Raw genomic sequence first — 22,744 nt, forward strand, 5'->3', positions numbered from 1 at the left:
AGTCGGCACTGCAGCGCTGCTTTTTCTATGCCTGCTTCGGAAACGCGTTCAGCGCCTGCCTGACCGCCGCATGAGCCATGGCGACGTTCGGGTCCTCGTGGACGCAGGTCCAGTAATGCCGCGCGAAGGGCGTGTCGGCGTCCGGATTGGCGAAGAGATGATCGACCGCCGAGCGCACGCTGTAGGCCGCCTCGTCCCGCTCGGCGCCGTCGGCGTCGCGCACGACGTCGATGTCCGCCATGAGCTCGGACAGCTCGCGCAGCCACGCGAACTCCTCCCCCGTCGTGAGCAGCTTCAGGAGCTCGCCGGGGCTCACGGTCGTGATGTTGACCCGCTCGTAATCGCGCTGCGCGCGCTCCATCAGGGTGCGATGAAGCGCGCGCAGCGCCCGGGCGAGCCCGTCATACGCGGCGGCGTCCATCACGCGAGATCGAAGAGGAGGACCTCGGCGCCCGATCCGTTCGTGAGCGTCACCTCGCGCGCATCGACAAGCTTCAAGGCGTCACCCGCGACGAGCGTCCGGCCGTTGACCTCGATCGAGCCGCGCGCGACGTGCACGTACGCGCGCCGTCCCGCCGCGAGCGCATGCACCGCGCGCTCCGCACCGTCGAAGAGGCCGGCGTAGACGCAGGCGTCCTGATGGATCGTCACCGACCCGTCGCGCGCGTCGGGGGAGGCGATGAGGCGCAAGCGCCCCCGCTTGTCGGCGGCCTCGAAGCGCTTCTGCTCGTAGCTCGGCGCGATGCCGAGCTCGGCCGGCTGTATCCAGATCTGCAGGAAGTGAACCGGATCGGTCCGCGAGGGATTGAACTCCGAATGCCGCACGCCGGTGCCGGCGCTCATCCGCTGGACGTCGCCGGGGGCGATCACCGAGCCGGTGCCGAGGCTGTCCTTGTGCTCGAGCTCGCCTTCGAGCACGTAGCTGATGATCTCCATGTCGCGGTGGCCGTGCGTGCCGAAGCCCTGCCCCGGCGCGACGCGATCCTCGTTGATCACGCGCAACGCTCCGAACTCGACGTGCTGGGGATCGTAGTAATCCGCGAAAGAAAAACTGTGAAACGACTTCAGCCAGCCGTGATCGGCGTAGCCGCGCTCCTGCGATTTGCGAATCTCGACCATGTCTGCTCCGTGAGAGGGCGCCTGCAACCTGCACGCCCGTCAGAAGCAGCCATGGTATCCGCGCGGGCGGTGGGCGTCCGCCGGATAATTTCGATGGAGTTGATCGAAACGGTCAGCCGGCGGCCGCGCGGATGGCGCCACCTTCCACGACGACGTGAGCGAACGTCAGCCCCGAAGCGCAGTGGTCTTTCGAGACGAGCGTGGACATGAACACACCGGCGCCGTCGAGGACGACCAGACTGCCGCCAGCATGTCGCGCCTCGCGCGGTTCGGTGGATGCTTCGGCGGTGCAGGAGAGCGAGAACATGGCGGGCGCCTTTACACGGGGCTCGTGAGAGCGGACCGGCGCATTGTCGGGAGCCGCAGCGACCGGGACCATGCGCTATGCGGCCGCCGCCGGGCGGCCTACGCCGCGGGCCGCGTCACGCCAGGCTGATCGCGAGCCAGTGACGCTGGCCGACGCCGGGCAGCGCGGCGAGCCGCTGCCATTCGCTGCCGCACGTCGAGCAGACGTAGGTTTCGATCTGTCCCGCCCTGGTCGCCCAGAACGTCGACTCGGCGCGAAGCTGGGGATGAGGTCTTTCGTTGGCGGTCCGGTTGACCATCAATTGGCAAAGCGTGCAGCGGGCCATGTCTCGCGTCGTAGGGGTCGTGGAGGCGCCCGATTGTAGCAGCGCGCTTTTCTCACGCCATTGCAAATGCCACGACCCCGGCGACCATGAGCGCGGTGCCCGCGAGGCGCTCGCGCGTGTGTCCTTCGCGCAGGAGCTTCGCCCCGAAATACGCGCCGACCAGCATCGACAGCTCGCGCGCGGGCGCGACATAGCTGACCGGCGCCAGCCGCATCGCGAACAGCGACAGGATGTAAGAAAGCGGCATCAATGCGCCGATCGCCGCAGCGGCTTTGGCGTTCCTGCGCCATTCGCTCGCCAGCGCCTCGCGGTTCGCGAGCGTGGTCGGTGTGAGCATGACGAGCCGCACCACGTTGCCGAAATAATCGATCATCACCGGCGACACCAGCAGCACCTTCACCGCATACGCGTCGTTCACCGTGTACGAGGCGATGCAAAGACCGGTGAGCGCGCCGTACAGGATTCCTCGCGCCGTGCGCTCATCCCGCTGACGCAGCAGCGAGCGCCCGCCGGCGATGGTGAATATGCCGGCGGCGATGAGCGCGATGCCGCAGGCGCCGGCGAACGTCGGACGTTCGCCCAGCAGCGCGATCGCGGCGAGGCCCGAGATGACCGGTCCGGTGCCGCGCGCGATCGGATAGACGACCGAGAGATCGGAGACGCGATAGCCGTGGTTGAGCGTAATGGCGTACAGGAGGTGCAGCACGCCGCTCATGAGGATCAGCCCGATCTCGCGCCAGCCGTAATCGACCGGCTCGATGAACACGAGCGCGAGCACGACCGGCGCGTACCACACCGCCGAGGACAACGAGAACAGCCAGACGAAAGCCGGCCCGCCGTCGGCGCGCTTGACGAGCAGGTTCCAGTAGGCGTGGATGAACGCAGCGACGACGACGAGCGCGAGAGCGGTGAGCGACATACTCTTCTTCTCCGAAGGACGAGTGGGCGGCTCAACTTCTCCGCCTCTGGGCTTTTGTCCCTCGGGTGCAGGCCGGCCCCGCCGGCTTTCCGTGACGCTCGGACCGCACAGCGCGCGGCTGCCGGAACCCTAGTCACCACTCAGTTGATGGAGAGATTATAGTCTTCGACCTATGACGCCGGTCGTTGAGAAGCCGCTGCAGTTCAGCTTCGAGCCCCTGATGTCAACGACGCATGCGCGCCGCGCATGGCCGGCATTCGCAATTACCGTTTGTCGCGTGCGAAGCGGCCGTGGGATAGTCCGCCGCTTCTCACATTGAAAGCGGATCGATGAAACGCAGCGCTGTCGTCGCGGTCGCCGCCGCGGCGGCGATCCTCATGGTGACGATGGGCCTGCGTCAGTCGCTGGGCCTGTTCGTCTCGCCGCTCAACACGTCCACCGGCCTGGGTCTCGTGACGATCAGCTTCGCGCTGGCGGTCGCGCAGTTCGTGTGGGGCGCGATACAGCCGATCGCGGGCGCTTTCGCGGATCGCTACGGACCGGGCAAGGTGCTGATCGCGGGCTTGCTCGTGCTCGCGCTCGGCACGGCGCTGACGCCTTTCATGAGCTCCGGCATCGGCCTCGTCTTCACCCTCGGTCTGCTCTCCGCGATCGGCGCGGGCGCCGGCAGCTTCTCGGTGCTGATCGGCGCGGTCGCGCAGCGTCTCACGCCCGCGGAGCGCGGCAAGGCCGCAGGAGTGGTCAACGCCGGCGGCTCGTTCGGGCAGTTCGTGTTCGCGCCGCTGGCGCAGAAGCTGATACAGGTCTTCGGCTGGATGGGCGCCATGTGGGCGCTCGCGGTGGCGGCGCTGCTGGCGCTGCCCCTGGTCGGCCGGATCGCCGGCAAACACGGCGAGCCGCATGCCGCGGCCGCGCACGACGGCGGCTTGCGCGCCGCCTTGCGCGAAGCGGTGGGCGATCGCAGCTACCTGCTGCTGCACGCGGGCTTCTTCACCTGCGGCTTCCACATCGCTTTCCTCGTCACGCATCTCCCTCAGGAAGTGAACCTGTGCGGCCTGCCGGCGAGCGTGGCGAGCTGGTCGCTCGCGCTCATCGGCCTGTCGAACATCGCGGGCAGCCTGGTCGCGGGCTCGTCGACCGCGCGCTACCGCAGCAAGCACATCCTCGCGGTGATGTACGGCTCGCGCGCGCTGCTGATCGGCTGGTACCTGCTCGCGCCGAAGACCGAGTGGACGTTCTACGCATTCGCGATCGGGCTCGGGCTCACGTGGCTCGCCACCGTGCCGCCGACCGCCGCGATCGTCGGCAAGCTCTTCGGCGTGCGCTATCTGGCGACGCTGTTCGGCCTCACCCTGTTCTCGCACCAGATCGGCGGCTTCCTCGGCGCTTACCTCGGCGGCCTCGCGATAGAGCACACCGGCAACTACGCGTGGATGTGGTACGCCGACATGGCGCTCGCCGCCGCCGCAGCGCTCGTCAACCTGCCGATCCGCGAAGCGCCGCTGGCGCGCCGGCCCGCCGCCGCGTAGCCGCAGCGCCCGTCGGCACGGCCCCCAGGTGGGCCAGCAAGCTCTGCATCGCCGGCGACAGCGTCGCCCAATCGCGGAAGCACAGACACAGGCGCCGCCGCGCCCAGTCGTCGGCCAGGGCCGCTATCTCGTAGCCATGCCGCCGCCGGTAGCGGCGAGCGATCCCCCGCGGCAGGACGCCCAGGCCGATTCGGTTCGCCACCATTTCGCACAGGCCTTCGAACGTCTTCATGCGAATGCGCAGCGTGAGCGGGTGTCCCGCAGCGCGCGCATGGTCGTCGATGTGATCCTGCAGCGCATTGCCCGCCGCCAGGCCGACGAAGGGTTCCTGGAGAACGTCCGCCAGGCAGACGCTGTCTCGTTGCGCCAGACGGTGTCCGGGAGGCACGATCAGGACCAGGTGATCCCTGGCGACGGGCTGCAGCTGCAACCCCGCCGCATCGACCGCATCGGAGACGATGCCGGCTTCGGCGAGTCCGGTCGCGATGGTGCGCACGATCTCCACGCTGGTGCGCTCCTTGAGCTCGAGACGCAGGCGCGGCCGATCGCGCAGCCACACCGCGAGCCTGGACGGCAGGAACTCGGTCAGCGCGGCGGTGTTGGCGTAGAGATGAAGCGTGCCGCGCGCCCCATCGGCGAAATCCCGCAGCTCGCCCTTGAGCAGCGCCTGCTGGCGCAGGATCAGGCGCGCATGGTGCGCCAGCGCTTCTCCGGCCTCGGTGGTGAACACGCCGCGCGGACGGCGCTCGAGCAGCGGCACGCCCGCATCGTCTTCGATGTTGCGCAGGCGCTCGCTCGCCGAGGCCAGCGCCAGGTTGGCGCGCGCGGCTCCCTGGGTGATGCTGCCCGCCTCCACCACACACAGGAACAGGCGCAGGTCCGCAAGATCGAGGCGCACGGCGACACCGCCCTTCGGATCGCCCGAAGGCTCGAGGGTAAAAACCGCATTGTGCCGAGGGCCGCGGGCCGCTTCAATAACGCGCATGCACGCAACCTTCTTTTTCGTTCTGCTGACGCTGACCTTCCTGTCTGCCGGGATGGTCAAAGGCGTCACCGGCATGGGTCTGCCGACGGTGGCCATGGGACTGCTGGGCGCCGTCATGCCGCCCGCGGCGGCCGCAGCGATACTGGTGATTCCCTCCTTCGTGACGAATGCCTGGCAACTGCTCGCCGGGCCTGCGACTGCGCGCGTGACGCGGCGTCTGTGGGCGATGATGCTGGGCATCGTGCTGGGCACGCTCGGCGGCGCGGCGCTGCTGGTGCGCGTCGATCCGGAGTGGTCGGCGTTTGCGCTGGGTCTCGCGCTGGTCCTGTATGCGGCCTATGCGCTGATCTCGCCTACGCTGGCGGTACGGCCGCGCGCCGAGCCGTGGCTCTCGCCCCTCGTCGGGCTCGTCACCGGCGCGATCACCGGCGCCACGGGCGTGTTCGTGATGCCGGCGGTGCCCTATCTGCAGGCCCTGCAGCTGGACAGGGACGAGCTGGTGCAGGCGCTGGGACTGTCGTTCACCGTCTCGACGATCGCGCTGGCCGGCGGCCTGGCGGCGCACGGCGCATTCAGGCTGGATCAATTGGGCGTGTCGGCGCTGGCGGTGATACCGGCTCTCGCGGGAATGTGGTTCGGCCAGAAGGTCCGCGCACGCATCACGCCCCAACGCTTCCGGCAGTGCTTTCTCGCGTTCCTGCTGCTGCTCGGACTCGAGCTGGCTTCGCGACCTCTCTTCTAGCGTTCTACGCGCGTCTGACCGTCCGCACGTTGCCTCGACGGCATCGCGCGCCGCGAAGCGCTGACGCCCGCGTGGCTCGCCGGCGCACTCAAGACCGCGAACGTCAGCGTCGAAGCGGACGCCCGTTGAAGATCCTCGTGACCGGCGCGGACCTCGCGCCCGAAGCCCGCGAAGCACTGGCCAGCGGGCACCTGCTCGCGGCCGGGCTGGATACTTTTACGACCGAACCGCCGCCTGCGGAGCTTGCGTTGCGCGGCGTTCCCGGCATCATCATGACACCCCACGTCGGCGGCGTGACGAGCGACGCCTATCGCAACATGGGCACGGCCGCCGCTACCAACGTACTGGCCGTGCTGAACAAAACCCCGGAGGAGATCGAATGAAGCGCACTTTCCAGATTGCGGCCGCGCTCTGCGCAGCCTTTGCGGCGGCGCCCGCCGTTTACGCGCAGGCCAACTATCCGACCAAGCCGATCCGTTTCATCGTCCCGTTCCCGCCCGGCGGGGGCACCGACATCCTGTCGCGGCTCGTCGGCAACAAGCTCACCGAGACGCTGGGCTGGCAGGTCGTCATCGACAACCGCGGCGGCGCCGGCGGCAATATCGGCCTGCAGGCCGCCGCGCAGGCCTCGCCGGACGGTTACACGATGGTGATGGGTCAGACCAGCAACCTCGCGATCAACCCGGCGCTGTACAGCAAGCTGCCGTACGACCCGGTGCGCGACTTCGTGCCGGTGTCGCTCGTGTCGGCGTCGCCGGTCGCGCTGGTCGTGTCGTCGAAGTCGCCTTACAAGTCGCTCGGCGATTTCGTGGCGGCTGCCAAGGCGAAACCGTCGCAACTGACCTTCGGCTCGCCCGGCAGCGGCACGGTCTCGCATCTCACCGGAGAGCTGTTCCAGCGCACCGCCGGCATCAAGTTCGTGCACGTCCCCTACAAAGGCGCCGCCCAGGCGCTGCCGGATCTCATCGGCGGCAGGATCGACCTGTATTCCGGATCGCTCGAGACCGCGATGCCGCACATCAAAGCCGGAACGATCCGCGCGCTCGCCGTGACGTCGGCGCAGCGGGTCCTGGTCGCGCGCGACATCCCGACCGTCGCCGAATCGGGCTACGAGGGCTTCGAGGCGACGACGTGATTCGGCATCCTCGTCGCCAAAGGCACGCCCGACGCGATCGTCAACAAGCTCACCGCCGAGATCACCAAAGTGCTGAATTCTCCCGACGTGAAGGAGCGCATGGCGGCGAGCGGCGGGCTGCCGGTGAAGACCGGGCCGAAGGAGTTCTCGGCGCTGCTCAAGACCGACATCGAGCGCTGGGCGAAAGTGGTCAAGGAATCGGGCGCGAAAGTCGATTGATCGAGCGGCTGTCGCTCGTTCCGCGTAGGGTGCGTCAGTCGTACTGTGTCATCGCGAGGCTCGCACAGCGAGCCGTGGCGATCTCGTGGCGCACGAGCCGTCCCGAGCGCCTCGGGATTGCTTCGTCGCCGCGCGCGCGGCTTCTCGCAATGACCGGCGTAACGCAGTCACGGGGCCGGGAATGACGTGCTACGGCGTGCGGCGCATTCCCGGCGCCGGCCGTGTGCAGACATACGTCCCCACGCAGAGGAAGAGGACGCCGGTGATCGCAGGCACCCAGGGCGACGACGTGACGAAGAGCATGATCAGCCAGCTCATCAACATGAGCGTGCACGCGATGACCTTCGCGCGCGTCGGCACCGCACGCTCGTCGCGCCAGGCGCACAACGAAGGGCCGAAGCGCGGATGGCCGTGCAGCCACGCGTCGAGGCGCGGCGAGCCGCGCGAGGCGGCCCACGCCGCGACGATGAGAAAAGGGGTCGTCGGCAGCAGCGGCAGGACCACGCCCGCCGCGCCGAGGCCGACGCAGACATAGGCGAGGACGATGTAAGGGAGGCGGCGGCGCCGGTCGCCGGGGCTTTCGGTCATGTGCCGCCCGGTTGCAAGAATGAAACCACAGCCGCTCAGATGAGGCTCGTCCCGGTCGGCGCAAAGTAGCCGAGCCCGCCGGCGCGACGGGCGCGCCACGGCACCGTGACGTGGTTCATCGCTTCGTCGTCGCCAGGCACCGGGAGCGCCGCTTCGGCCGTGCCTTCGATCTCGTCGCCGCGCACGCGGCCGACGAAGGCGATGCTGGTGTAGCCCGTGCCGGGCAGCGTCATGCGCACGCTGAACTGCAGCGCCTCGCCGCGCAGGAGCACGTTCTGGAAGAGCTCGCGGCGATTGCCGACGCGCGTCACGCCTTCGGCCTGCTGCATGCGCTGCTCGAAGAGCGCGCTGAAGCGATGGGTGCGGTCCTCGATCGTGAGGTCCCATTCCCACGCGCCTTCGATGCGCGCCGGCACGATCCACTTGCGGATCGCCGGCGCGCCGCCCTGGTCGTCGACCGCGTCGGGCGGCCACGATCCGAGGTCCCACGTCGCGGTGATCACGCGCGTGCCGGGCTTCGCCTGCGCCAGGAGCTTGGGCCGCAGGAGCCGCATGAGCTCGGGAAAGAGCCACATGAAGACGACGTCGACGTTGGCGAGGTCCGCGTCGAACGCGTTCTGGTGGATGAAGCGCGCGCGGTCTGCAAGCCCCTTCGCTTTCGCGGCCGCGTTCGCCTTCTGCACGAGCTCGGCGTTGATGTCGACTCCGATGCCGCGCACGCCGGCGCGTCCTTCCAGCACCGCGAACACGATGCGGCCGTCACCGGAGCCCAGGTCGATCACCGTCTCGCCGGCACGCGGCGCGCCGAGCTCGACCATGCGTCTCACGTTCTCGAGGTTGCTGCCGACGAAGGGCGAGAAGCGCTCCTGCGCGCGTGCCTGCACGCTGCGCAGCGCGGCGGCGGCAGTGACGAGCGAAAGAAACGAGCGGCGGGTGACCATCGATTCCTCCGTTGTTGTGGCAACGGAGTATCCAATGTTTACCTCAGGTGGAAAAGGGAGGGAGGTTCAAGGAGGGAACCGCAGGTTTCCTCCTTGGCGTAACCGGGCGCCTCGCGCCAGCGAGGGAACCGCAGGCTCCCCCCTTGGCGTTCACCGCTCGCTGCAAGCGCGCACGGCGGTGTCAGACACCGCGAGCGCCGCTAGGTGCTCTCGCGCAGTCTGACACGAAGCCGTGCAATAGCTTGCGTGTGGATCTGGCACACGCGCGATTCGGAGACACCCAGCACTTCCCCGATCTCGCGCAGATTCAGCTCCTGCTCGTAGTAAAGGCCCATGACGAGCTTCTCGCGCTCGGGCAGCTCTTCGATGCCGGCGACGAGCGCTTCGCGCAAGCCCCGGTCCTCGAGCACGTGCAGCGGGTCGGCTTCGTGGTCGACGGCGTAGCGATCGAGGAAGGAGTCGTCCTCGTCGGCGCTGAAGTCCTCGTACGAGACGATCTGGTAGCCGCGCGCGTCCTGAAGGAGCTTCTGGTAGTCGGCGAGGCTCATGTCCATCGCTTTGGCGAGCTCGGCCTCGGTCGGCGGGCGTTTGTTCTGCTGCTCGAGGCGCGAGATCATCTTCTCGACCTCGCGCAGGGAGCGGCGCACGCCGCGCGGCAGCCAGTCGCACTGGCGCAGCCCGTCGAGCATGGCGCCGCGGATGCGCTGCACCGCATAGGTCTCGAACTGCGCGCCTTCCGAGGTCTGGTAGCGGCGCGCGGCGTCGAGCAATCCCATCATGCCCGACTGGATGACGTCGTCGATCTCCACCGACGGCGGCAGCGCCGCCATCATGTGATGAGCGATGCGCTTGACCAGGGGGGCAAGCTCTCGCACGCGGGTTTCGACTTCTTTTTCGGTTGCTGCGGCGTACATGATCAAACTCCTGGGCCGGCCATCGCGAGCCGGCTCACCGTAATGGCGCGTTGCATGAAGTTATCGAGGCGGCTCGCGTCGTCCTGGGGAGCGGCCCAGCGCAGCATCGCTGCGGCCTTTCCTTCGAAACGACGCGACGCGTCGGCATAAGGCGTTGCGTGCACGGCGGGCACGAAGCGCTGAGCCGCTTCGGGTATCGCCGCGTCCTGCGGAATCGCGCCCATGAATTCGAGCGCCACCTCGAGATGCTTGCTGGCTGCGTGCGCCATGTTCTTGTTGATGACCTCACCGGTCTCCGCGTCCGCAGCGCGGTTGACCAGCAGGCGAAAACGTTTGCGTCCGGCGGCGCGGCTCATGCGCTTGATCGCGGCATAACCACCGGTGATCGAGCTCGGCCCGGGCGAGACCACGACGACGACTTCCTGTGCGGCGTTCGCGAACGCCGACGCGTCCTTCGCGTCGTTGCGCGCGTCGAGCAGCACGATGTCCGCCGCGTCGTCGAGATCGGCGAAGCACGACACCGCGCGCCGCTGCGACATCGAGTCGAGCCTGGGCAGAGCGTTCACCGCGCGCGACGCCGCAAGCAGCGTGAGCCCCGCAGGCCCCTGCACCAGCGCGTCCTCGAGCGCGCAGTCGCCCGCGATCACGTGGCCCAGGTCGTAGCGCGGCTTGACGCCGAGCATCTGGCCCACGTTCGGGTTCGTGTAGTTCTCGTCGACGATCAGCACGCGCCTGCCCTGCTTCGCCAGCGCGGCGCCGAGGTTGACGACGCACGTCGTCGCACCGGCGCCGCGCGCGCCGGCGACGACCGCGATCGTGCGGGCGCGCGCGAACTTGAGCATGCGGCGCAGGCCTTCGGCCTGGTCGGTCTTGAAATCAACCAAGGTCGGCTCCGGGCGCGTCCTGCGAAAGCTTCGGCATCATGAACGGCAGCTCCTCGGGCATGAGGTCGAACGCGTCGGCATCCGCCGCGGGGGCGAGCGCTTCGCGCACGAGCGACATCGCATCAGGAAGCTGGAGGTCTTCGGGCACGCGCTGGCCGTCGGTCACGTAATGCACCGGCAGCTGATGGCGGATCACCACGTCGAGCGCGGGCCCGATGCTCGCGGCCTCGTCGATCTTGGTGAGGATGCAGCCTTCGACGCCGGTCTTCTTGTAGGCGGTGACGACCTGGTCGAGCGTGCGCGCGTTGGCGGTGGTGTGCACGAGCAGCAGGCGCTTGACGTCGCCGCTGCCCGAGAGCATCGCCGCCTGCTCGGCGAGCGCCTGGTCGCGCTGGCTCATGCCGATGGTGTCGATCAGCACCAGGTGGCGGTCGGAAAGGTTCGCGAGCACGCTGGCGAGCTCTTCGCCGTCGCGTACCGAGTGCACCGGCACGCCGAGGATGCGGCCGTAGATGCGCAGCTGGTCGTGCGCGCCGACGCGATAGCCGTCGGTGGTGAGCAGCGCGACTTTCGACGCGCCGAAGCGCACCACGGCGCGCGCCGCGAGCTTGGCGACGGTCGTCGTCTTGCCGACGCCGGTCGGACCGACGAGCGCGTAGATGCCGCCGTTGTTGACGATCTCGTCGTCGCCGGCGATCCACAGCTCGCGCTCGATGCATTCGGCGACCGCGTCGATCGTCGGGTCGTTGGTGAAGGTGCACACCTCGTCCGCCACGCGGCGCGAGAGGTACGGGGAGAAACCCGCGTTGAGCAGCTCGTGCATCACCTGCGGGCGGCCCGAGGTGCCGGACGTGGCATCGTTGCCGAAAGCGGCGAAGTCGCGCTGCTGGAGCAGGCTCTTCAGCGTCTTGATCTCGTTGAGCAGCGCGTTGTCGGCGGGCGCCGCGGCCGCAGGCGCGGGCGCGGCAGGCGCGCTCGCCGGGGCGGCGGGCTGCGCGACGACCGGCGCAGGCGCGGCGACCGGGGGAATGACGATCGCCGGGCTCACCGTGGCGCGCGTCATCGCCGACGATACGAACGCCGCGGGAATCGCGACGCTGCTCGCGACCGCGACGGCGGGCGCGTGTAGCGCAGGCGCCTCGCCTGCAGCAAAGGGCGCCGGTGCGACCCGGGCCGGAGCGACCGGCGCTTCATACAGCGGCGCGGGCTCGCGCACCGGCTGCTCACGCGACCGCTCGTTGCGGCGGACGAAATCCAGGAAGGCGGCGCTCATCTCGGCTTCGCCGCGGTCCGAGGACGGCTCGTCCTCGTAAGCAGGGGCACGCGACGGCGCGGCACGGCCGCGCGGCTCGACGCGCGAGAGTCCGTCGACGTAGCCGTCGTCCTCGAGCGCGGCGGCGAAATCGCGGCGAGGCGCGGGCGCGGCACGGCGCACCGGCGCCGGATGCTCTTCCGCGACCACGTCGCCGGTGACGGCCACGATCTCGATGCGGCCGTTGACCTCGCGGTTCGACAGGATCAGCGCGTCCTCGCCCAGCGCCTGCTTCACCTTCTGCAGGACTTCGCGCGAGGTCGCGCCCGTGAATCTCATGGTCTTCATGCTTGATTCCCCACTATCGAAACGACTTTGATGGCACGCGTGTCAGGAATCTCCGCGTGCGACATGACTTTGAGCTGCGGTATGGCGCGCCGCAGGAAACGCGAAAGGAGCAAACGAAGCTGCGCCGGCACCAGCAGGCACGCCGGCAGGCCGAACTGCTCCTGCTTCTCGGACGCTTCACGCGCGTCCTCGACCAGGCGCTCGGCGAGCGAAGGCTCGATCACCGCGTTGTCCATCTGCGCGGCCTGGAGCAGCGTGCGCTCCAGCGCCGGGTCGAGCACCATCACCTGCATGTCCGAATTGCCCGGGAACATGTTCTGGGCGATGGCGCGGCCGAGGGCGACGCGCACGTCCGAGGCGAGCTGCTCCGGCGACTGCGTGCGCGCGGCGGCGGTGCCCAGCGCGTCGACGATCGTGCGCATGTCGCGGATGTGGACGTTCTCTTCGAGCAGGTTCTGCAGCACTTTCTGCAGCGTCGCGAGCGGCAGCAGCTTCGGCACCAGGTCCTCGGTGAGCTTCGGAAACTCTTTCGAGAGATGGTCGAGGAGCTGCTGGAGCTCCTGGCGGCCGAGCAGCTCCGCGGCGTGGTTGCCCAGGATCTGCGACAGGTGCGTGGCGATGACCGTGCTCGCGTCGACGACGGTGTAACCCGCCGCCTGCGCGGCGTTGCGTTGATCGGCCTCGATCCACACCGCGGGCAGGCCGAACGCCGGATCGGTGGTCGCGATGCCGGGCACTTCGGAGACGACGCGGCCGGGGTTGATGGCGAGGAACATGCCGGCGTGCGCTTCGTGGTGCGCGATCTCCACGCCTTTCAGCAGGATGCGGTACGCGGCGGGGCGCAGCTCGAGGTTGTCGCGGATGTGGATCGACGGCGGCAGGAAACCGATGTCCTGCGCGAACTTCTTGCGGATCGCCTTGATGCGCTTCAAGAGCTCGCCGTCCTGGCCGCGGTCGACCAGCGGCACGAGGCGGTAACCGACTTCGAGGCCGAGGATGTCGACCGGCGTCACGTCTTCCCACGACACGTCCGGGTTCTCTTTCGGCGTGACGTCGGGCATGACGACGGGGGGCGCTTCGGCGGCGGCTTTCGCCTTCTTCTTCATGAAGTGGGCGATCGCGGCGAGGCCGGCGGCGAGCAGCAGGAACGAGAAGTGCGGCATGCCCGGGACGACGCCCATGATGCCGATGACGCCGGCGGTGATCAGGAACGCTTCGGGACGCTTGAAGAGCTGGCTCGCGAGCTGCTGCGAGACGTTCTGGTCGGAACCGACGCGCGAGACGACGAGGCCGGCCGCGGTCGAGATGATCAGCGCCGGGATCTGCGCGACGAGGCCGTCGCCGATCGCGAGGATGATGTAAGTCTTCGCCGCCTGCGCGATCGGCAGGCTGTGCTGGATCATGCCGACCAGCATGCCGCCGATCAGCGAGATGAAGAGGATGAGGATGCCGGCGATCGCGTCGCCGCGGACGAACTTGCTCGCACCGTCCATCGAGCCGAAGAAGTCCGCTTCCTGCGCGACTTCGGAGCGGCGGCGCTTGGCTTCGTCCTCGCCGATGAGACCGGCGTTCAAGTCGGCGTCGATCGCCATCTGCTTGCCGGGCAGCGCGTCGAGGCTGAAGCGCGCGCCGACTTCGGCGATACGGCCCGCGCCTTTGGTGATGACCACGAAGTTGATGACGGTGAGGATCGCGAAGACGACGATACCGACGGTGTAGTTGTCGCCGATGACGAAGTGGCCGAACGACTCGATCACCTTGCCCGCCGCGCCGGGGCCGGTATGGCCGTCGACCAGCACGACGCGGGTCGAGGCGACGTTGAGCGACAGGCGCAGCAGCGTGGTGACGAGCAGCACCGTCGGGAAGATCGCGAACTCCAGCGGCTTCACGGTGTACATCGCGGTGAGCAGCACCATGACCGCGAACGCGATGTTGAACGTGAAGAACAGATCCAGGAGCAGCGGCGGCAGCGGCAGGATCATCATCGCGAGGATCATGATCACCAGCAGCGGGCCGGCGAGGCTGCGCATCATGGCGGGGCCGCCGAGACGCATCACGAGCGCGCTCATGCGGCCACCTCATTGTTGGGATCCATGTCCGCCGGCACTTCGACCTCGCCGAGCGGCTTCATGCCCGACACGCCGTGGGTCTTGAGCTGGAACACGTAGGCGAGCACTTCCGCGACCGCCGTGTACAGGCGCTCGGGGATCTGCTGGCCGAGGTCGGTGTGCGTGAAGAGCGCGCGGGCGAGGGGCGCGGCTTCGAGGATGGGCACGTTCGCCTGCTCGGCGATGCCGCGGATGCGCGCGGCGAGCAGGTCGGCGCCCTTGGCGATGACGGTCGGGGCGCGCATCGACTCGTCGTACTTGAGCGCGACCGCGTAGTGCGTCGGGTTGGTGACGATCACGTCCGCCTTCGGCACGTCGGCCATCATGCGTTTCTTGGCGGCTTCGCGCTGCGCCTTGCGGATCGCCGACTTGATGTGCGGGTCGCCTTCGGCTTCCTTGTATTCCTGCTTCAGCTCTTCCTTCGTCATGCGCAGCTGCTTGGCGTAGCGCCAGAGCTGCAGCGGCACGTCGACCGCGGCGATGAGCGCGAGCACCGCGCCGATGGTGAACGTGCTCACCATGACGAGGCTGCCCATCGTGCCGACGGCGGCGTGGAACGGCTGGCCGGCGAGCTCGATCATCGACTCGCGCGAATTCCAGAGGACGATCGCGCCGACGCCGCCGATGAGGCCGGCCTTGAGCAGCGCCTTGCCGAGCTCGGTCACGCCGTGCATCGAGAACATGCGGCCGAAGCCCGACATCGGGTTGATGCGGTTGAATTTGGGGGCGGCGGCGCCGGGAACGAACGACCAGCCGCCGATCGCCATGGGCGCGAGGAGCGCGGCGAGCACGGTCACCGCGAGGAGCGGCGCGCCGATCATCAGGGCTTCGGAGGCGAAGGCGTAGAGGCGCTCGGTCATCGCGCCCGGCTCGCGCACGATCGATCGGTCGAGCGTCAAGCCGCTCACCATGAGGCGCTTCATGCCCTCCATCAGCGGCGCGCCCATGAACCAGATCACCGCCATCGCGGAGATCGTCACCGCAAAAGCGGACAGCTCGGGCGAGCGGGCGATATTGCCCTCCGCGCGAGCGTCTTCCAGGCGCTTTTGCGATGCGGGTTCTGTGCGTTCTAGTTCGGAGTCTTCGGCTGCCATGACGGATTACCGTTTGGATGGCAGCGATTATGGTTTCGAGACCCCTAAAGCAGCGGCCCGAATACGGCCGCTAAACGACCGCTTTTCCAGAAACTGAAGTCGCTGACGCGACTTCTTTTCGGGAAAAGTTTCCGGTGTACGCCAAGGAGGGAAACCAAGGTTTCCTCCTTGCGGACCTGCCTTCCTTCAACCCGCGTCACCGCGGAGGGGTCGGCAAGAACGCCCCCTCCCCCTCAGGGGGAAGGGTCAGGGTGGGGGCGGGTTCAGACCACCAGGCCGGTGATGGCCGGGGGGATGCCGTAGGCTTCGCACGCCGGCGCGGCCTTGGCGGCGATCTTGAGGATCCGCTCCCGGGCCCCGTCGGGAGACAGGCCGATCAGGCGGCCGATCGCGGCGAAATCGTCGGGGAGCGCCGCGTCGTCCCAGCCGTGGGCGCTGTGGCGCGCCAAGGCGACCGCCAGGCTCACGTTCAGCGCCCGGGGCGTCAGGGCATGGCGCTCGTCCATGAGCTGGCAGATGAGATCCGGGAGCTGCCAGGCGTGGGCGAGCTCGAGCTGGAGCGCGATCATGGGGAAGCCCAGGGTCTCGCGCTGCACCGCTTCGCTGCGCTTCTGGAACAGCCGCCGGGTGTCCTCCATCTCGACCGCCGTCGTCGGCGCGAAGCACCAGAGCAGGAGTTCGGCGAAGTCGTGCAGCAGCGCCGCCGTCGTCACCTCGTCGATCTCGATGTCGTGGCGCAGCACCGCCCAGTCGCGCGCGTAGAGCGCGGCGTGGCGCGCCCGGCTAATCACCGAGCGGGCGCCTTTGAGGGCCATGGGGTTGGCCGCCAGCCTCGATTCGAGCGGTTCCTGGTCCGCGAAATGCGCCATGAACGGCTCGATCCCCAGCATCATCAGGGAGTGGGAGATCGTCGTCACGTCGCCGGTCTGGCGGCGGCTGCGGCGCTGCTGGATGTAACGCAGCACCTTGAAGGTCATCAACGGATCGTGCATGACGGCGTCGGCCAGCCGCGGCATGGAGACGTTGTCGATGTCCTGCCGGACCGCGTCCAGCGCGGCGATGGTCTGCGCCAGCACCGGCAGCTCGGACTGGCCGAAGCGGGAAATCCAGGATTGGGGGGTGCGTAATTCGCTCATCGTGGGCCTGCGCGCATCGTCCAGACGTGCAGCCGGGTATCCATCGCGTCGCCGACGTCGATCTCGCGGTCGGCCGTCACTCCCGGCACTGCAAACGCGCTCACGAGCTTAGTGCCCGGGCGCATCTCGCGCTGTGCTTTTTCCCACAGCCGGGGCATCACGGCCGGCGAAAGATAAGCGTAGACGACGTCGTACTGCGAAAGATCCGCCGCCCACAGGTCGCCGCGGACGACCGCGCAGTCGCCCTGGGCCATGCGGCAGCGGACCCGCGCCATCAGCCACGGCACCAGCGCCTGCTCGACCCCGTCGAACCGGCTGCCGGCGCGCGAGGCGGCGAGGCGCGCGATGACCCGGGCGTCGCCGCAGCCCAGATCGAGAAAACGGACGGGCCCTGCCGGCAGCAGCCGGGCGAGCGCGTCCACCGCGCGCGCCGTCGAGAAGAAGAGCGGCACCCGGCTTTTCCAGATGCGGCCGTAGAAGAGGAGCAGGCCGACGAGCGCCGCGAGCGCCCAGCCCGAGCCGATGTCGAGGGAGAGCCCGAACGAGAGCGCCGGCACGAACAGCGCGTTGATCGCGAGCCACCACGGCGGAAGCCCGACGAGCCAGGACAGCCCGGCCGCGATCGCGGCGACCGCCAGCTCCCACGGCACTCCCGCCGCGGCGGCGAAACCCGCCGCCGGCAGCGCCGCGAGGTAGATGGCAGCGATACGGCCCACCGGCAGCCGCGACGCCGTCGCCGCGCTCATTCCTGGCTCTTGGTGAGCGTGGGCTTGATGTCTTCGACCGAGCCCACGTCCGCCGGCCCGCTCACCTTCTCCACCGCCTGCGCCGTTTCCTTGTTGAGCACGATCAGGCTGATGCGGCGGTTCATCGGGTTGCTGGGGTCGTCCTTGTCGAGCGGCGCGGCGGACGACATGCCGTAGACGCGCACGACGCGCTTTTCGTCCATGCCGCCGGCGACGAGCGCCCGGCGCGACGCGTTGGCGCGGTCGGCCGAGAGCTCCCAGTTGCTGTAGCCCTTCTCGCCGGAGGCGTACTGGCTGGCGTCGGTGTGGCCGGCCACGCTCACCTTGTTGTCGACGGCGTTCAGCGTCTTGCCGATCTCGAGCAGGATGTCGCGCGCGTACGGCTGGAGCTCGGCGCGGCCGAGCGCGAACATCGGGCGGTTCTTGTCGTCGACGATCTGCACGCGCAGGCCTTCGCTCGTGATGTCGAGCAGGAGCTGCTTGCGGTACTGGCGCAGCTGCGCGTTCTGCTCGATCGCGTTCTCCATGCGGCGCTTGAGCTCCTGGAACTTCATGACCTCCATCTTGAGCGCTTCGGTGGTCGGCCGGGACTTCGCGCTGGCGTTGGGCGAGGTCATGTCGCCGCGGCGGCGCTGGCCGTCCGAGCGCGTGAGGTCCTGGCCGCCGCCCTTGATGATGCTCGTCGCGTCCCCGGCGCCGCTGCCGCCCTGGAGGGCGACTTTCAGCGGGGTACGGAAATAGTCGGAGATGCCGTTCAGGTCGCCCTTGGCGGTCGAGCCGAGCAGCCACATGAGCAGGAAGAAGGCCATCATGGCCGTGACGAAGTCGGCGTACGCGATCTTCCACGCGCCGCCGTGGTGCCCGCCGCCTTTTTTCTTCTTGCGGCGGACGATTATCGGCCGTTGAGCGTCGTCGGACATGGTTACTTGGCCGCCGGCGCCTTGCGCTTCACGTGGTTCTCGAGCTCACTGAACGACGGGCGCTCGGTCGAGAACAGCACTTTCCGGCCGAATTCGACCGCGACCGCGGGGGAGTAGCCGTTCAGGCTGGCGAGCAGCGTCACTTTGATGCACTCGAACATCTTGGTGGATTCGGCGAGCTTCTGCTCGAGCACGCTGGCGAGCGGCGCGACGAAGCCGTAGGCGAGCAGGATGCCGAGGAAGGTGCCGACGAGCGCGTGGGCGATGAGCATGCCCAGCTCCGCCGGCGGCAGGCCGACCGAGCCCATGGTGTGCACGACGCCCATGACGGCGGCGACGATGCCGAACGCCGGCATGCCGTCGCCCGCTTTGGAAATGCAGTGGACCGGGATCTCGCCCTCGTGATGGTGGGTCTCGATCTCGTTGTCCATCAGGTTCTCGATCTCGAACGTGTTCAGGTTGCCGCCGACCATGAGACGCAGGTAGTCGGTGATGAACTCGAGCACGTGGTGATCGCCGAGGATCCTGGGGTACTTGCTGAACAGCGCGCTTTTCTCGGGCTCCTCGACGTCGCTCTCGATCGTCATCAGGCCTTCCTTGCGGACTTTGGCCAGGATGTCGTAGAGGAGGGCCATCAGGTCCATGTACGTGTCTTTGGTGTACTGGGATCCCTTGAGCGTCTGGGGCAGCGCCTTGAGCGTCGCCTTGATCGCCTTCATGCCGTTGCCGACGACGAAAGCGCCCGCGGCGGCACCGCCGATCATGAGCAGCTCGATCGGCTGGAACAAAGCGCCGAGATGGCCGCCGGCGAGCGCGAAACCGCCGAAGACGGAACCAAGGACGACGAGATAACCAACGATGACCAGCACGGGCCTGACCCTCCGACTGTGTTGCTTCGGCGCATGGCGCGCGCCGGCTGTGACAGCCTTAACGGCTGCACGGAGCCAGGGTTTAGTCGAGCCGGCGGTTTAAAGGAAAGGGAGGTTCAAGGAGGGAAACCTTGGTTTCCCTCCTTGGCGTTTACTGCCCGAAGGGAGCCGAAGGCTCCCTCCTTGGCGTTTACTGCCCGAAGGGAGCCGAAGGCTCCCTCCCTGGCGTTACCGGTTCTTGACGGCCGAGGTTTCCTCGGCCGTCGGATCTTCATTCTGGAGCCCGCCAGAAGCCTGGTCGAGGCGTCAGGTGGCGGCGGCGGCCGCGCCGCGCCTAGCCTTGGGGCTCATCGCGGCGCCGAGCAGGAAGCCGTGGCTCTCGGGGACCGGCGCGCACACGGCGGGTTTCGCCTTGACCGGCTCTTCGGCGCCCTTCTTCTTGGTCTTGCCGGCGCGCGAAGGCACGTTGCACAGGCCGCATTCGTAATCCTTGGTGAGGTCCATGGTGTGCACGACGAACTTGCCGCCGCAGCACTTGCAGGCAGTGGTCTCGAGGAGCTTCGCCTCGAAGAAGCGCGCCAGGCTCCAGGCGCGGGTGAACGAGAGCACCTTCTCCAGGCCGTTCAGCTCGACGTGCTCGATATACAGCTTGTAAGCGGTGATGATCGCCCGGATGCCTTTCGCCTGGGTGTGCCGGACGAGGTAGGCGTGGATGTTCATGAAGATCGACGCATGGATGTTCGGCATCCAGCTCATGAACCAGTCGGTCGAGAACGGGAGCATGCCCTTGGGCGGCGACTCGCCGCGCACTTCCTTGTAGAGGCGCAGCAGGCGCTCGCGCGACAGGTTGGTCTCGGTCTCCAGCACCTGGAGGCGGGCGCCCAGGCGGGCGAGTTGGGCGGCGAGCTGAACCTGCTCGGCGTCGGATACGACACTCTTCATGCGTGCGGTCATTGTTGTCCTCTCCCGTTCGGCCGCGTTCAGGAGCTCAGGCCGGCGGCCGGCTGCGCCGCCATCAGCACCGCAGCGTGGGTGCCGGCCATGAGCTTGGAGTTGCCGTAGTCGGAGAGCATATCGACGATCATGCTGTCGTCGAAGCGGAACCGGAACAGGAGCTGGTTGGTCGACGCCATCCGCAGGATCTGGGCGGGCGAGAGCTTCTCCAGAATGTTCGCCACCTCCTCGCTGACTCCCAGGCGGAAGATCGCGGTGTCCTTGTCCGCGCGGATCATGTTCTGGGCGAGCATCAGATACGACAGGTTCGCTTCGCGGATTTCGTTCAGCAGCTGCTCGTTTTTCATCTTCGCTCCGGGGAACGTTGGTCGGTCGGGATGGATTGCATTGTGCAGGCGCCGCAAAAAATCCTGAATTGGAGCGCGGCTGGAAAAACCGTGAGAAAGTTGGCCGACCTTACGTACGAGTTTGTCCTACAAAACGGCCTAGACCGTTCTAGGACCTGCGGCCGAGGGCGGAAGCCGCGGGGCCTTCCGCCCTCCCCCGGAAGGCCTAAAAACCGCGCCTTCCGGGGGCCTACGTTTCCCACACGGTGACCCATCCCGACGGGTCCGTTTGCCCCAAACCGGGTGCAAGCTGCGTGCGCGGCGCCGCGGACTCGCTGCAACCCGTTGATTGACTGAGATTCTCCGGCGCGGCCCCGGGGGCACCCTGCGCTCAAGCCGCGGTGCTGCAATGCCGTAAGACTGAAGGGGTGCGCGCTTCCCGCCGCGCTGCGCACGGCCCGCGCAACCTGCCCCGACGAATTTCCAGAAGGATTAGCGGGACGTTTGCCGCCCTTTTCGCGGCTTGGTTGCACGAAGCCGCTTGCTAACCTGCGCACCGTAAAAAAAGTCCCAGGGACTCATGTTCCGGTGTCTCAAGGAATCGCGCGCGCCGGCCGTAACGCAGTTTGCACGCCTCCTTCGGGGCGGGCGGTAGCTTCAATTATTCGAATGCATTAGAGGACTGGTCACAATGTTGAAAAACCTGAAGATTTCCACGCGCCTGCGGCTGATGGCCGTGCTGCCGCTCGTGTTCCTGCTGGCGATCTCCGCCTTCGCGTGGTCGGGCCTGAAGCTCGGCGCCGAAGGCCTGAACACCGTGCAGAAGGACGGCGAATCGGGCGCCATGCTGTCCGGAATCATCACCGACATGTACAACATCCGCGCCCTGCTCGGTAACGCGATCGTCGTGGACGACGCCGACGAGCGCTCGCGCAGCATCCGGAACACCGACGAGCGGATGACCGAGATTCTCAAGAGCTGGAACACCTTCATCGACCTGCCGATGAGCGCCGCGGAGAAAGAGCTCGCTCAGAAGATCGGCAAGGACCTCGACAAGATGCTCGACGGCTACGTGCAGCCCACGGTCGTGGCGCTGCGCCGCGGCGACAAGGAAGCCGCGACCCAGGTCCTGATGAACCCCGAAGCGCGCGATTCGATCGCCCGCGTCCGCGACCAGCTCCTCGGCCTGCAGGACACGCAGAAGAAGCGCGCCGCCGAGATCTTCCACGGCGCCGAGCAGCGCGCGATGATCTTCACCTACGCGATGATCGGCGTGTTCGCCGCCGCCGCCCTCTTCCTCGGCATCTTCTCGTGGCTCGCGATCCGCGCGATCCGCACCCCGGTCGAGAGCATGCGCAAAGCGCTGGTGACCGCGCAGCAGTCGAACGACCTCACGCAGCGCGTGAAAGTCATGGGCAAGGACGAAGTCTCCGAGATGGCGCGCGCTTTCAACGCGCTGATGGAAAGCCTGCAGTCGTCGCTGAACCAGGTGATGGCCGACGCGCACGAAGTCTCGAGCGCCGCCACGCAGATGGCGACCGCGTCGAGCCAGATGACCGAGACCTCGCGCGTGCAGTCCGAGTCCGCCGCCTCCACCGCCGCCGCGGTGGAAGAAGTGACCGTCAGCATCAATCAGGTCGCCGACAACACCCGCGAGACCCGCAGCGTCTCCGAGCAGGCCGCCGAGCTGTCCATGCACGGCGAGAAGAGCGCCCGCGCCGCGGCCGAGCAGATGCTGGGCACCGCGCAGTCGGTCGGCCACTCGATGCAGCTCATCGAGAAGCTCTCGCAGCGCTCCAACGAGATCTCGGGCATCGTCAAGGTCATCCGCGACATCGCAGAGCAGACCAACCTCCTCGCCCTCAACGCCGCCATCGAAGCGGCGCGCGCCGGCGAGCAGGGCCGCGGCTTCGCGGTCGTGGCGGACGAAGTGCGCAAGCTTGCCGAGCGCACCTCGGCGTCCACCTCGGAGATCTCCGAGATGATCGACGCGATCCAGACCGAAGTCGGGCGCGCCGTCGACAACCTCAAGACCAACAACGAGCAGGTCGCGCAGGGCAAGTCGCTGGCCGAAGACGTCGCCGCGACGCTCGCCCGCATCAACGAAGGCGCGCGCCTGACGATGGAGCGCATCAACGACATCAGCTCCGCCGCCGCCGAGCAGGGCACCGCCTCGAACGACATCGCGCGCAACGTGGAAAAGATCGCGCAGATGACCGAAGAGACGAGCGCCGCGATCTCGCAGGCTTCTTCGACCGCGGTGCAGCTCGAGGCCCTCGCGTCCAAGCTGCACGCCGAAGTCGCCCAGTTCAAGACGGCGTGACGCAACACCAGGTGTAGACGCATCCGGGCGGCAAGCCCGGATGCGTCACCGCGATAGAGCA

General features: G+C 67.9%; 23 protein-coding genes and 1 pseudogene. 5 read left to right on the forward strand and 19 right to left on the reverse strand.

Features of this window, described 5'->3' with window-relative positions:
• Nucleotides 1–25: 25 nt before the first annotated feature.
• The 5 genes from VHP37_21780 to VHP37_21800 form a co-directional block, all read right to left on the reverse strand.
• Nucleotides 26–421 (reverse strand): hypothetical protein, encoded by a 396-nt coding sequence (locus VHP37_21780; GenBank protein ID HEX2828995.1) that lies wholly within the window; start codon nucleotides 419–421, stop codon nucleotides 26–28.
• The gene (locus VHP37_21785) at nucleotides 421–1,119 is read right to left on the reverse strand and encodes a pirin family protein (protein HEX2828996.1); all 699 of its coding nucleotides are present in this window, start codon (nucleotides 1,117–1,119) and stop codon (nucleotides 421–423) included. Before VHP37_21785 ends, VHP37_21780 begins: the two co-directional genes overlap by 1 nt.
• 112 nt (nucleotides 1,120–1,231) lie before the next feature.
• Entirely contained in the window at nucleotides 1,232–1,426 is a 195-nt protein-coding gene (locus tag VHP37_21790) for a hypothetical protein (protein ID HEX2828997.1), read from the reverse strand.
• Nucleotides 1,427–1,541: 115 nt separating this feature from the next.
• Nucleotides 1,542–1,751, reverse strand: coding sequence for a hypothetical protein (locus VHP37_21795; protein HEX2828998.1), 210 nt, complete (start codon nucleotides 1,749–1,751; stop codon nucleotides 1,542–1,544).
• Between the two features lie 52 nt (nucleotides 1,752–1,803).
• A complete protein-coding gene (locus VHP37_21800; GenBank protein ID HEX2828999.1) occupies nucleotides 1,804–2,670 on the reverse strand; it encodes a DMT family transporter in 867 nt (288 codons plus the stop codon).
• A gap of 329 nt (nucleotides 2,671–2,999) precedes the next feature.
• Here VHP37_21800 and VHP37_21805 point away from each other — a divergent pair, with 329 nt between their 5' ends.
• A complete protein-coding gene (locus VHP37_21805; GenBank protein HEX2829000.1) occupies nucleotides 3,000–4,199 on the forward strand; it encodes an MFS transporter in 1,200 nt (399 codons plus the stop codon).
• Here the strand turns inward: VHP37_21805 and VHP37_21810 are convergent.
• Entirely contained in the window at nucleotides 4,147–5,280 is a 1,134-nt protein-coding gene (locus VHP37_21810; GenBank protein ID HEX2829001.1) for a LysR family transcriptional regulator, read from the reverse strand. The two genes, VHP37_21805 and VHP37_21810, sit on opposite strands and share 53 nt — an antisense overlap.
• Here VHP37_21810 and VHP37_21815 point away from each other — a divergent pair.
• The 3 genes and pseudogenes from VHP37_21815 to VHP37_21825 all read left to right on the forward strand — a co-directional run bounded on the left by VHP37_21815 (nucleotide 5,237) and on the right by VHP37_21825 (nucleotide 7,280).
• Nucleotides 5,237–5,926 carry a sulfite exporter TauE/SafE family protein gene (locus VHP37_21815; GenBank protein HEX2829002.1) on the forward strand — a complete coding sequence of 230 codons (690 nt, stop codon included), beginning with the start codon at nucleotides 5,237–5,239 and terminating at the stop codon, nucleotides 5,924–5,926. The genes VHP37_21810 and VHP37_21815 overlap by 44 nt on opposite strands.
• A 125-nt stretch (nucleotides 5,927–6,051) precedes the next feature.
• Nucleotides 6,052–6,309, forward strand: coding sequence for an NAD(P)-dependent oxidoreductase (locus VHP37_21820; protein ID HEX2829003.1), 258 nt, complete (start codon nucleotides 6,052–6,054; stop codon nucleotides 6,307–6,309).
• Nucleotides 6,306–7,280: pseudogene (locus VHP37_21825) on the forward strand (tripartite tricarboxylate transporter substrate binding protein). The gene VHP37_21820 and the pseudogene VHP37_21825 overlap by 4 nt, the downstream one beginning before the upstream one ends.
• Before the next feature lie 189 nt (nucleotides 7,281–7,469).
• On the opposite strand, the gene VHP37_21830 reads toward VHP37_21825, so the two are convergent.
• From VHP37_21830 to flhD, 13 genes are all read right to left on the reverse strand, one after another.
• Nucleotides 7,470–7,868: a YbaN family protein gene (locus VHP37_21830; GenBank protein HEX2829004.1), complete on the reverse strand. Its 399-nt coding sequence runs from the start codon at nucleotides 7,866–7,868 to the stop codon at nucleotides 7,470–7,472.
• A gap of 35 nt (nucleotides 7,869–7,903) precedes the next feature.
• Nucleotides 7,904–8,809, reverse strand: coding sequence for a class I SAM-dependent methyltransferase (locus tag VHP37_21835; GenBank protein ID HEX2829005.1), 906 nt, complete (start codon nucleotides 8,807–8,809; stop codon nucleotides 7,904–7,906).
• A gap of 200 nt (nucleotides 8,810–9,009) precedes the next feature.
• The gene (locus tag VHP37_21840; GenBank protein ID HEX2829006.1) at nucleotides 9,010–9,723 is read right to left on the reverse strand and encodes an RNA polymerase sigma factor FliA; all 714 of its coding nucleotides are present in this window, start codon (nucleotides 9,721–9,723) and stop codon (nucleotides 9,010–9,012) included.
• A gap of 2 nt (nucleotides 9,724–9,725) precedes the next feature.
• Nucleotides 9,726–10,607: an AAA family ATPase gene (locus tag VHP37_21845; protein ID HEX2829007.1), complete on the reverse strand. Its 882-nt coding sequence runs from the start codon at nucleotides 10,605–10,607 to the stop codon at nucleotides 9,726–9,728.
• Nucleotides 10,600–12,207 carry a flagellar biosynthesis protein FlhF gene (gene flhF, locus VHP37_21850; protein ID HEX2829008.1) on the reverse strand — a complete coding sequence of 536 codons (1,608 nt, stop codon included), beginning with the start codon at nucleotides 12,205–12,207 and terminating at the stop codon, nucleotides 10,600–10,602. The genes VHP37_21845 and flhF overlap by 8 nt, the downstream gene beginning before the upstream one ends.
• Nucleotides 12,204–14,276, reverse strand: a complete 2,073-nt coding sequence (gene flhA, locus VHP37_21855) for a flagellar biosynthesis protein FlhA (protein ID HEX2829009.1) — start codon at nucleotides 14,274–14,276, stop codon at nucleotides 12,204–12,206. The genes flhF and flhA overlap by 4 nt, the downstream gene beginning before the upstream one ends.
• On the reverse strand, nucleotides 14,273–15,409 hold the full coding sequence (gene flhB / locus VHP37_21860; GenBank protein ID HEX2829010.1) for a flagellar biosynthesis protein FlhB: 1,137 nt from the start codon (nucleotides 15,407–15,409) through the stop codon (nucleotides 14,273–14,275). Before flhB ends, flhA begins: the two co-directional genes overlap by 4 nt.
• Before the next feature lie 263 nt (nucleotides 15,410–15,672).
• Nucleotides 15,673–16,545 (reverse strand): HDOD domain-containing protein, encoded by an 873-nt coding sequence (locus VHP37_21865; GenBank protein ID HEX2829011.1) that lies wholly within the window; start codon nucleotides 16,543–16,545, stop codon nucleotides 15,673–15,675.
• Nucleotides 16,542–17,291: a class I SAM-dependent methyltransferase gene (locus VHP37_21870; GenBank protein HEX2829012.1), complete on the reverse strand. Its 750-nt coding sequence runs from the start codon at nucleotides 17,289–17,291 to the stop codon at nucleotides 16,542–16,544. The genes VHP37_21865 and VHP37_21870 overlap by 4 nt, the downstream gene beginning before the upstream one ends.
• Nucleotides 17,288–18,211, reverse strand: a complete 924-nt coding sequence (gene motB, locus VHP37_21875; GenBank protein HEX2829013.1) for a flagellar motor protein MotB — start codon at nucleotides 18,209–18,211, stop codon at nucleotides 17,288–17,290. The genes VHP37_21870 and motB overlap by 4 nt, the downstream gene beginning before the upstream one ends.
• A gap of 2 nt (nucleotides 18,212–18,213) precedes the next feature.
• The gene (gene motA / locus VHP37_21880) at nucleotides 18,214–19,080 is read right to left on the reverse strand and encodes a flagellar motor stator protein MotA (GenBank protein ID HEX2829014.1); all 867 of its coding nucleotides are present in this window, start codon (nucleotides 19,078–19,080) and stop codon (nucleotides 18,214–18,216) included.
• Between the two features lie 306 nt (nucleotides 19,081–19,386).
• Nucleotides 19,387–20,022: a flagellar transcriptional regulator FlhC gene (gene flhC / locus VHP37_21885; protein ID HEX2829015.1), complete on the reverse strand. Its 636-nt coding sequence runs from the start codon at nucleotides 20,020–20,022 to the stop codon at nucleotides 19,387–19,389.
• A 38-nt stretch (nucleotides 20,023–20,060) separates the two neighbouring features.
• Nucleotides 20,061–20,381 carry a flagellar transcriptional regulator FlhD gene (gene flhD / locus VHP37_21890; protein HEX2829016.1) on the reverse strand — a complete coding sequence of 107 codons (321 nt, stop codon included), beginning with the start codon at nucleotides 20,379–20,381 and terminating at the stop codon, nucleotides 20,061–20,063.
• A 670-nt stretch (nucleotides 20,382–21,051) separates the two neighbouring features.
• Between flhD and VHP37_21895 the strand changes: the two genes are divergently transcribed.
• The gene (locus VHP37_21895; protein HEX2829017.1) at nucleotides 21,052–22,683 is read left to right on the forward strand and encodes a methyl-accepting chemotaxis protein; all 1,632 of its coding nucleotides are present in this window, start codon (nucleotides 21,052–21,054) and stop codon (nucleotides 22,681–22,683) included.
• Nucleotides 22,684–22,744 lie beyond the last annotated feature (61 nt).

The sequence above is a fragment of the Burkholderiales bacterium genome, assembly GCA_036262035.1.
GTDB lineage: Bacteria > Pseudomonadota > Gammaproteobacteria > Burkholderiales > SG8-41 > JAQGMV01.

Excerpts from the sequence above, each read along its gene's own strand:
- VHP37_21780 (HEX2828995.1), bottom strand. The coding sequence starts at position 421 with ATGGACGCCGCCGCGTATGACGGGCTCGCCCGGGCGCTGCGCGCGCTT.
- VHP37_21785 (HEX2828996.1), bottom strand. The coding sequence starts at position 1,119 with ATGGTCGAGATTCGCAAATCGCAGGAGCGCGGCTACGCCGATCACGGC.
- VHP37_21790 (HEX2828997.1), bottom strand. The coding sequence starts at position 1,426 with ATGTTCTCGCTCTCCTGCACCGCCGAAGCATCCACCGAACCGCGCGAG.
- VHP37_21795 (HEX2828998.1), bottom strand. The coding sequence starts at position 1,751 with ATGGCCCGCTGCACGCTTTGCCAATTGATGGTCAACCGGACCGCCAAC.
- VHP37_21800 (HEX2828999.1), bottom strand. The coding sequence starts at position 2,670 with ATGTCGCTCACCGCTCTCGCGCTCGTCGTCGTCGCTGCGTTCATCCAC.
- VHP37_21805 (HEX2829000.1), top strand. The coding sequence starts at position 3,000 with ATGAAACGCAGCGCTGTCGTCGCGGTCGCCGCCGCGGCGGCGATCCTC.
- VHP37_21815 (HEX2829002.1), top strand. The coding sequence starts at position 5,237 with ATGGTCAAAGGCGTCACCGGCATGGGTCTGCCGACGGTGGCCATGGGA.
- VHP37_21810 (HEX2829001.1), bottom strand. The coding sequence starts at position 5,280 with ATGGCCACCGTCGGCAGACCCATGCCGGTGACGCCTTTGACCATCCCG.
- VHP37_21830 (HEX2829004.1), bottom strand. The coding sequence starts at position 7,868 with ATGACCGAAAGCCCCGGCGACCGGCGCCGCCGCCTCCCTTACATCGTC.
- VHP37_21835 (HEX2829005.1), bottom strand. The coding sequence starts at position 8,809 with ATGGTCACCCGCCGCTCGTTTCTTTCGCTCGTCACTGCCGCCGCCGCG.
- VHP37_21840 (HEX2829006.1), bottom strand. The coding sequence starts at position 9,723 with ATGTACGCCGCAGCAACCGAAAAAGAAGTCGAAACCCGCGTGCGAGAG.
- flhF (HEX2829008.1), bottom strand. The coding sequence starts at position 12,207 with ATGAAGACCATGAGATTCACGGGCGCGACCTCGCGCGAAGTCCTGCAG.
- flhA (HEX2829009.1), bottom strand. The coding sequence starts at position 14,276 with ATGAGCGCGCTCGTGATGCGTCTCGGCGGCCCCGCCATGATGCGCAGC.
- flhB (HEX2829010.1), bottom strand. The coding sequence starts at position 15,409 with ATGGCAGCCGAAGACTCCGAACTAGAACGCACAGAACCCGCATCGCAA.
- VHP37_21865 (HEX2829011.1), bottom strand. The coding sequence starts at position 16,545 with ATGAGCGAATTACGCACCCCCCAATCCTGGATTTCCCGCTTCGGCCAG.
- VHP37_21870 (HEX2829012.1), bottom strand. The coding sequence starts at position 17,291 with ATGAGCGCGGCGACGGCGTCGCGGCTGCCGGTGGGCCGTATCGCTGCC.
- motB (HEX2829013.1), bottom strand. The coding sequence starts at position 18,211 with ATGTCCGACGACGCTCAACGGCCGATAATCGTCCGCCGCAAGAAGAAA.
- flhC (HEX2829015.1), bottom strand. The coding sequence starts at position 20,022 with ATGAAGAGTGTCGTATCCGACGCCGAGCAGGTTCAGCTCGCCGCCCAA.
- flhD (HEX2829016.1), bottom strand. The coding sequence starts at position 20,381 with ATGAAAAACGAGCAGCTGCTGAACGAAATCCGCGAAGCGAACCTGTCG.
- VHP37_21895 (HEX2829017.1), top strand. The coding sequence starts at position 21,052 with ATGTTGAAAAACCTGAAGATTTCCACGCGCCTGCGGCTGATGGCCGTG.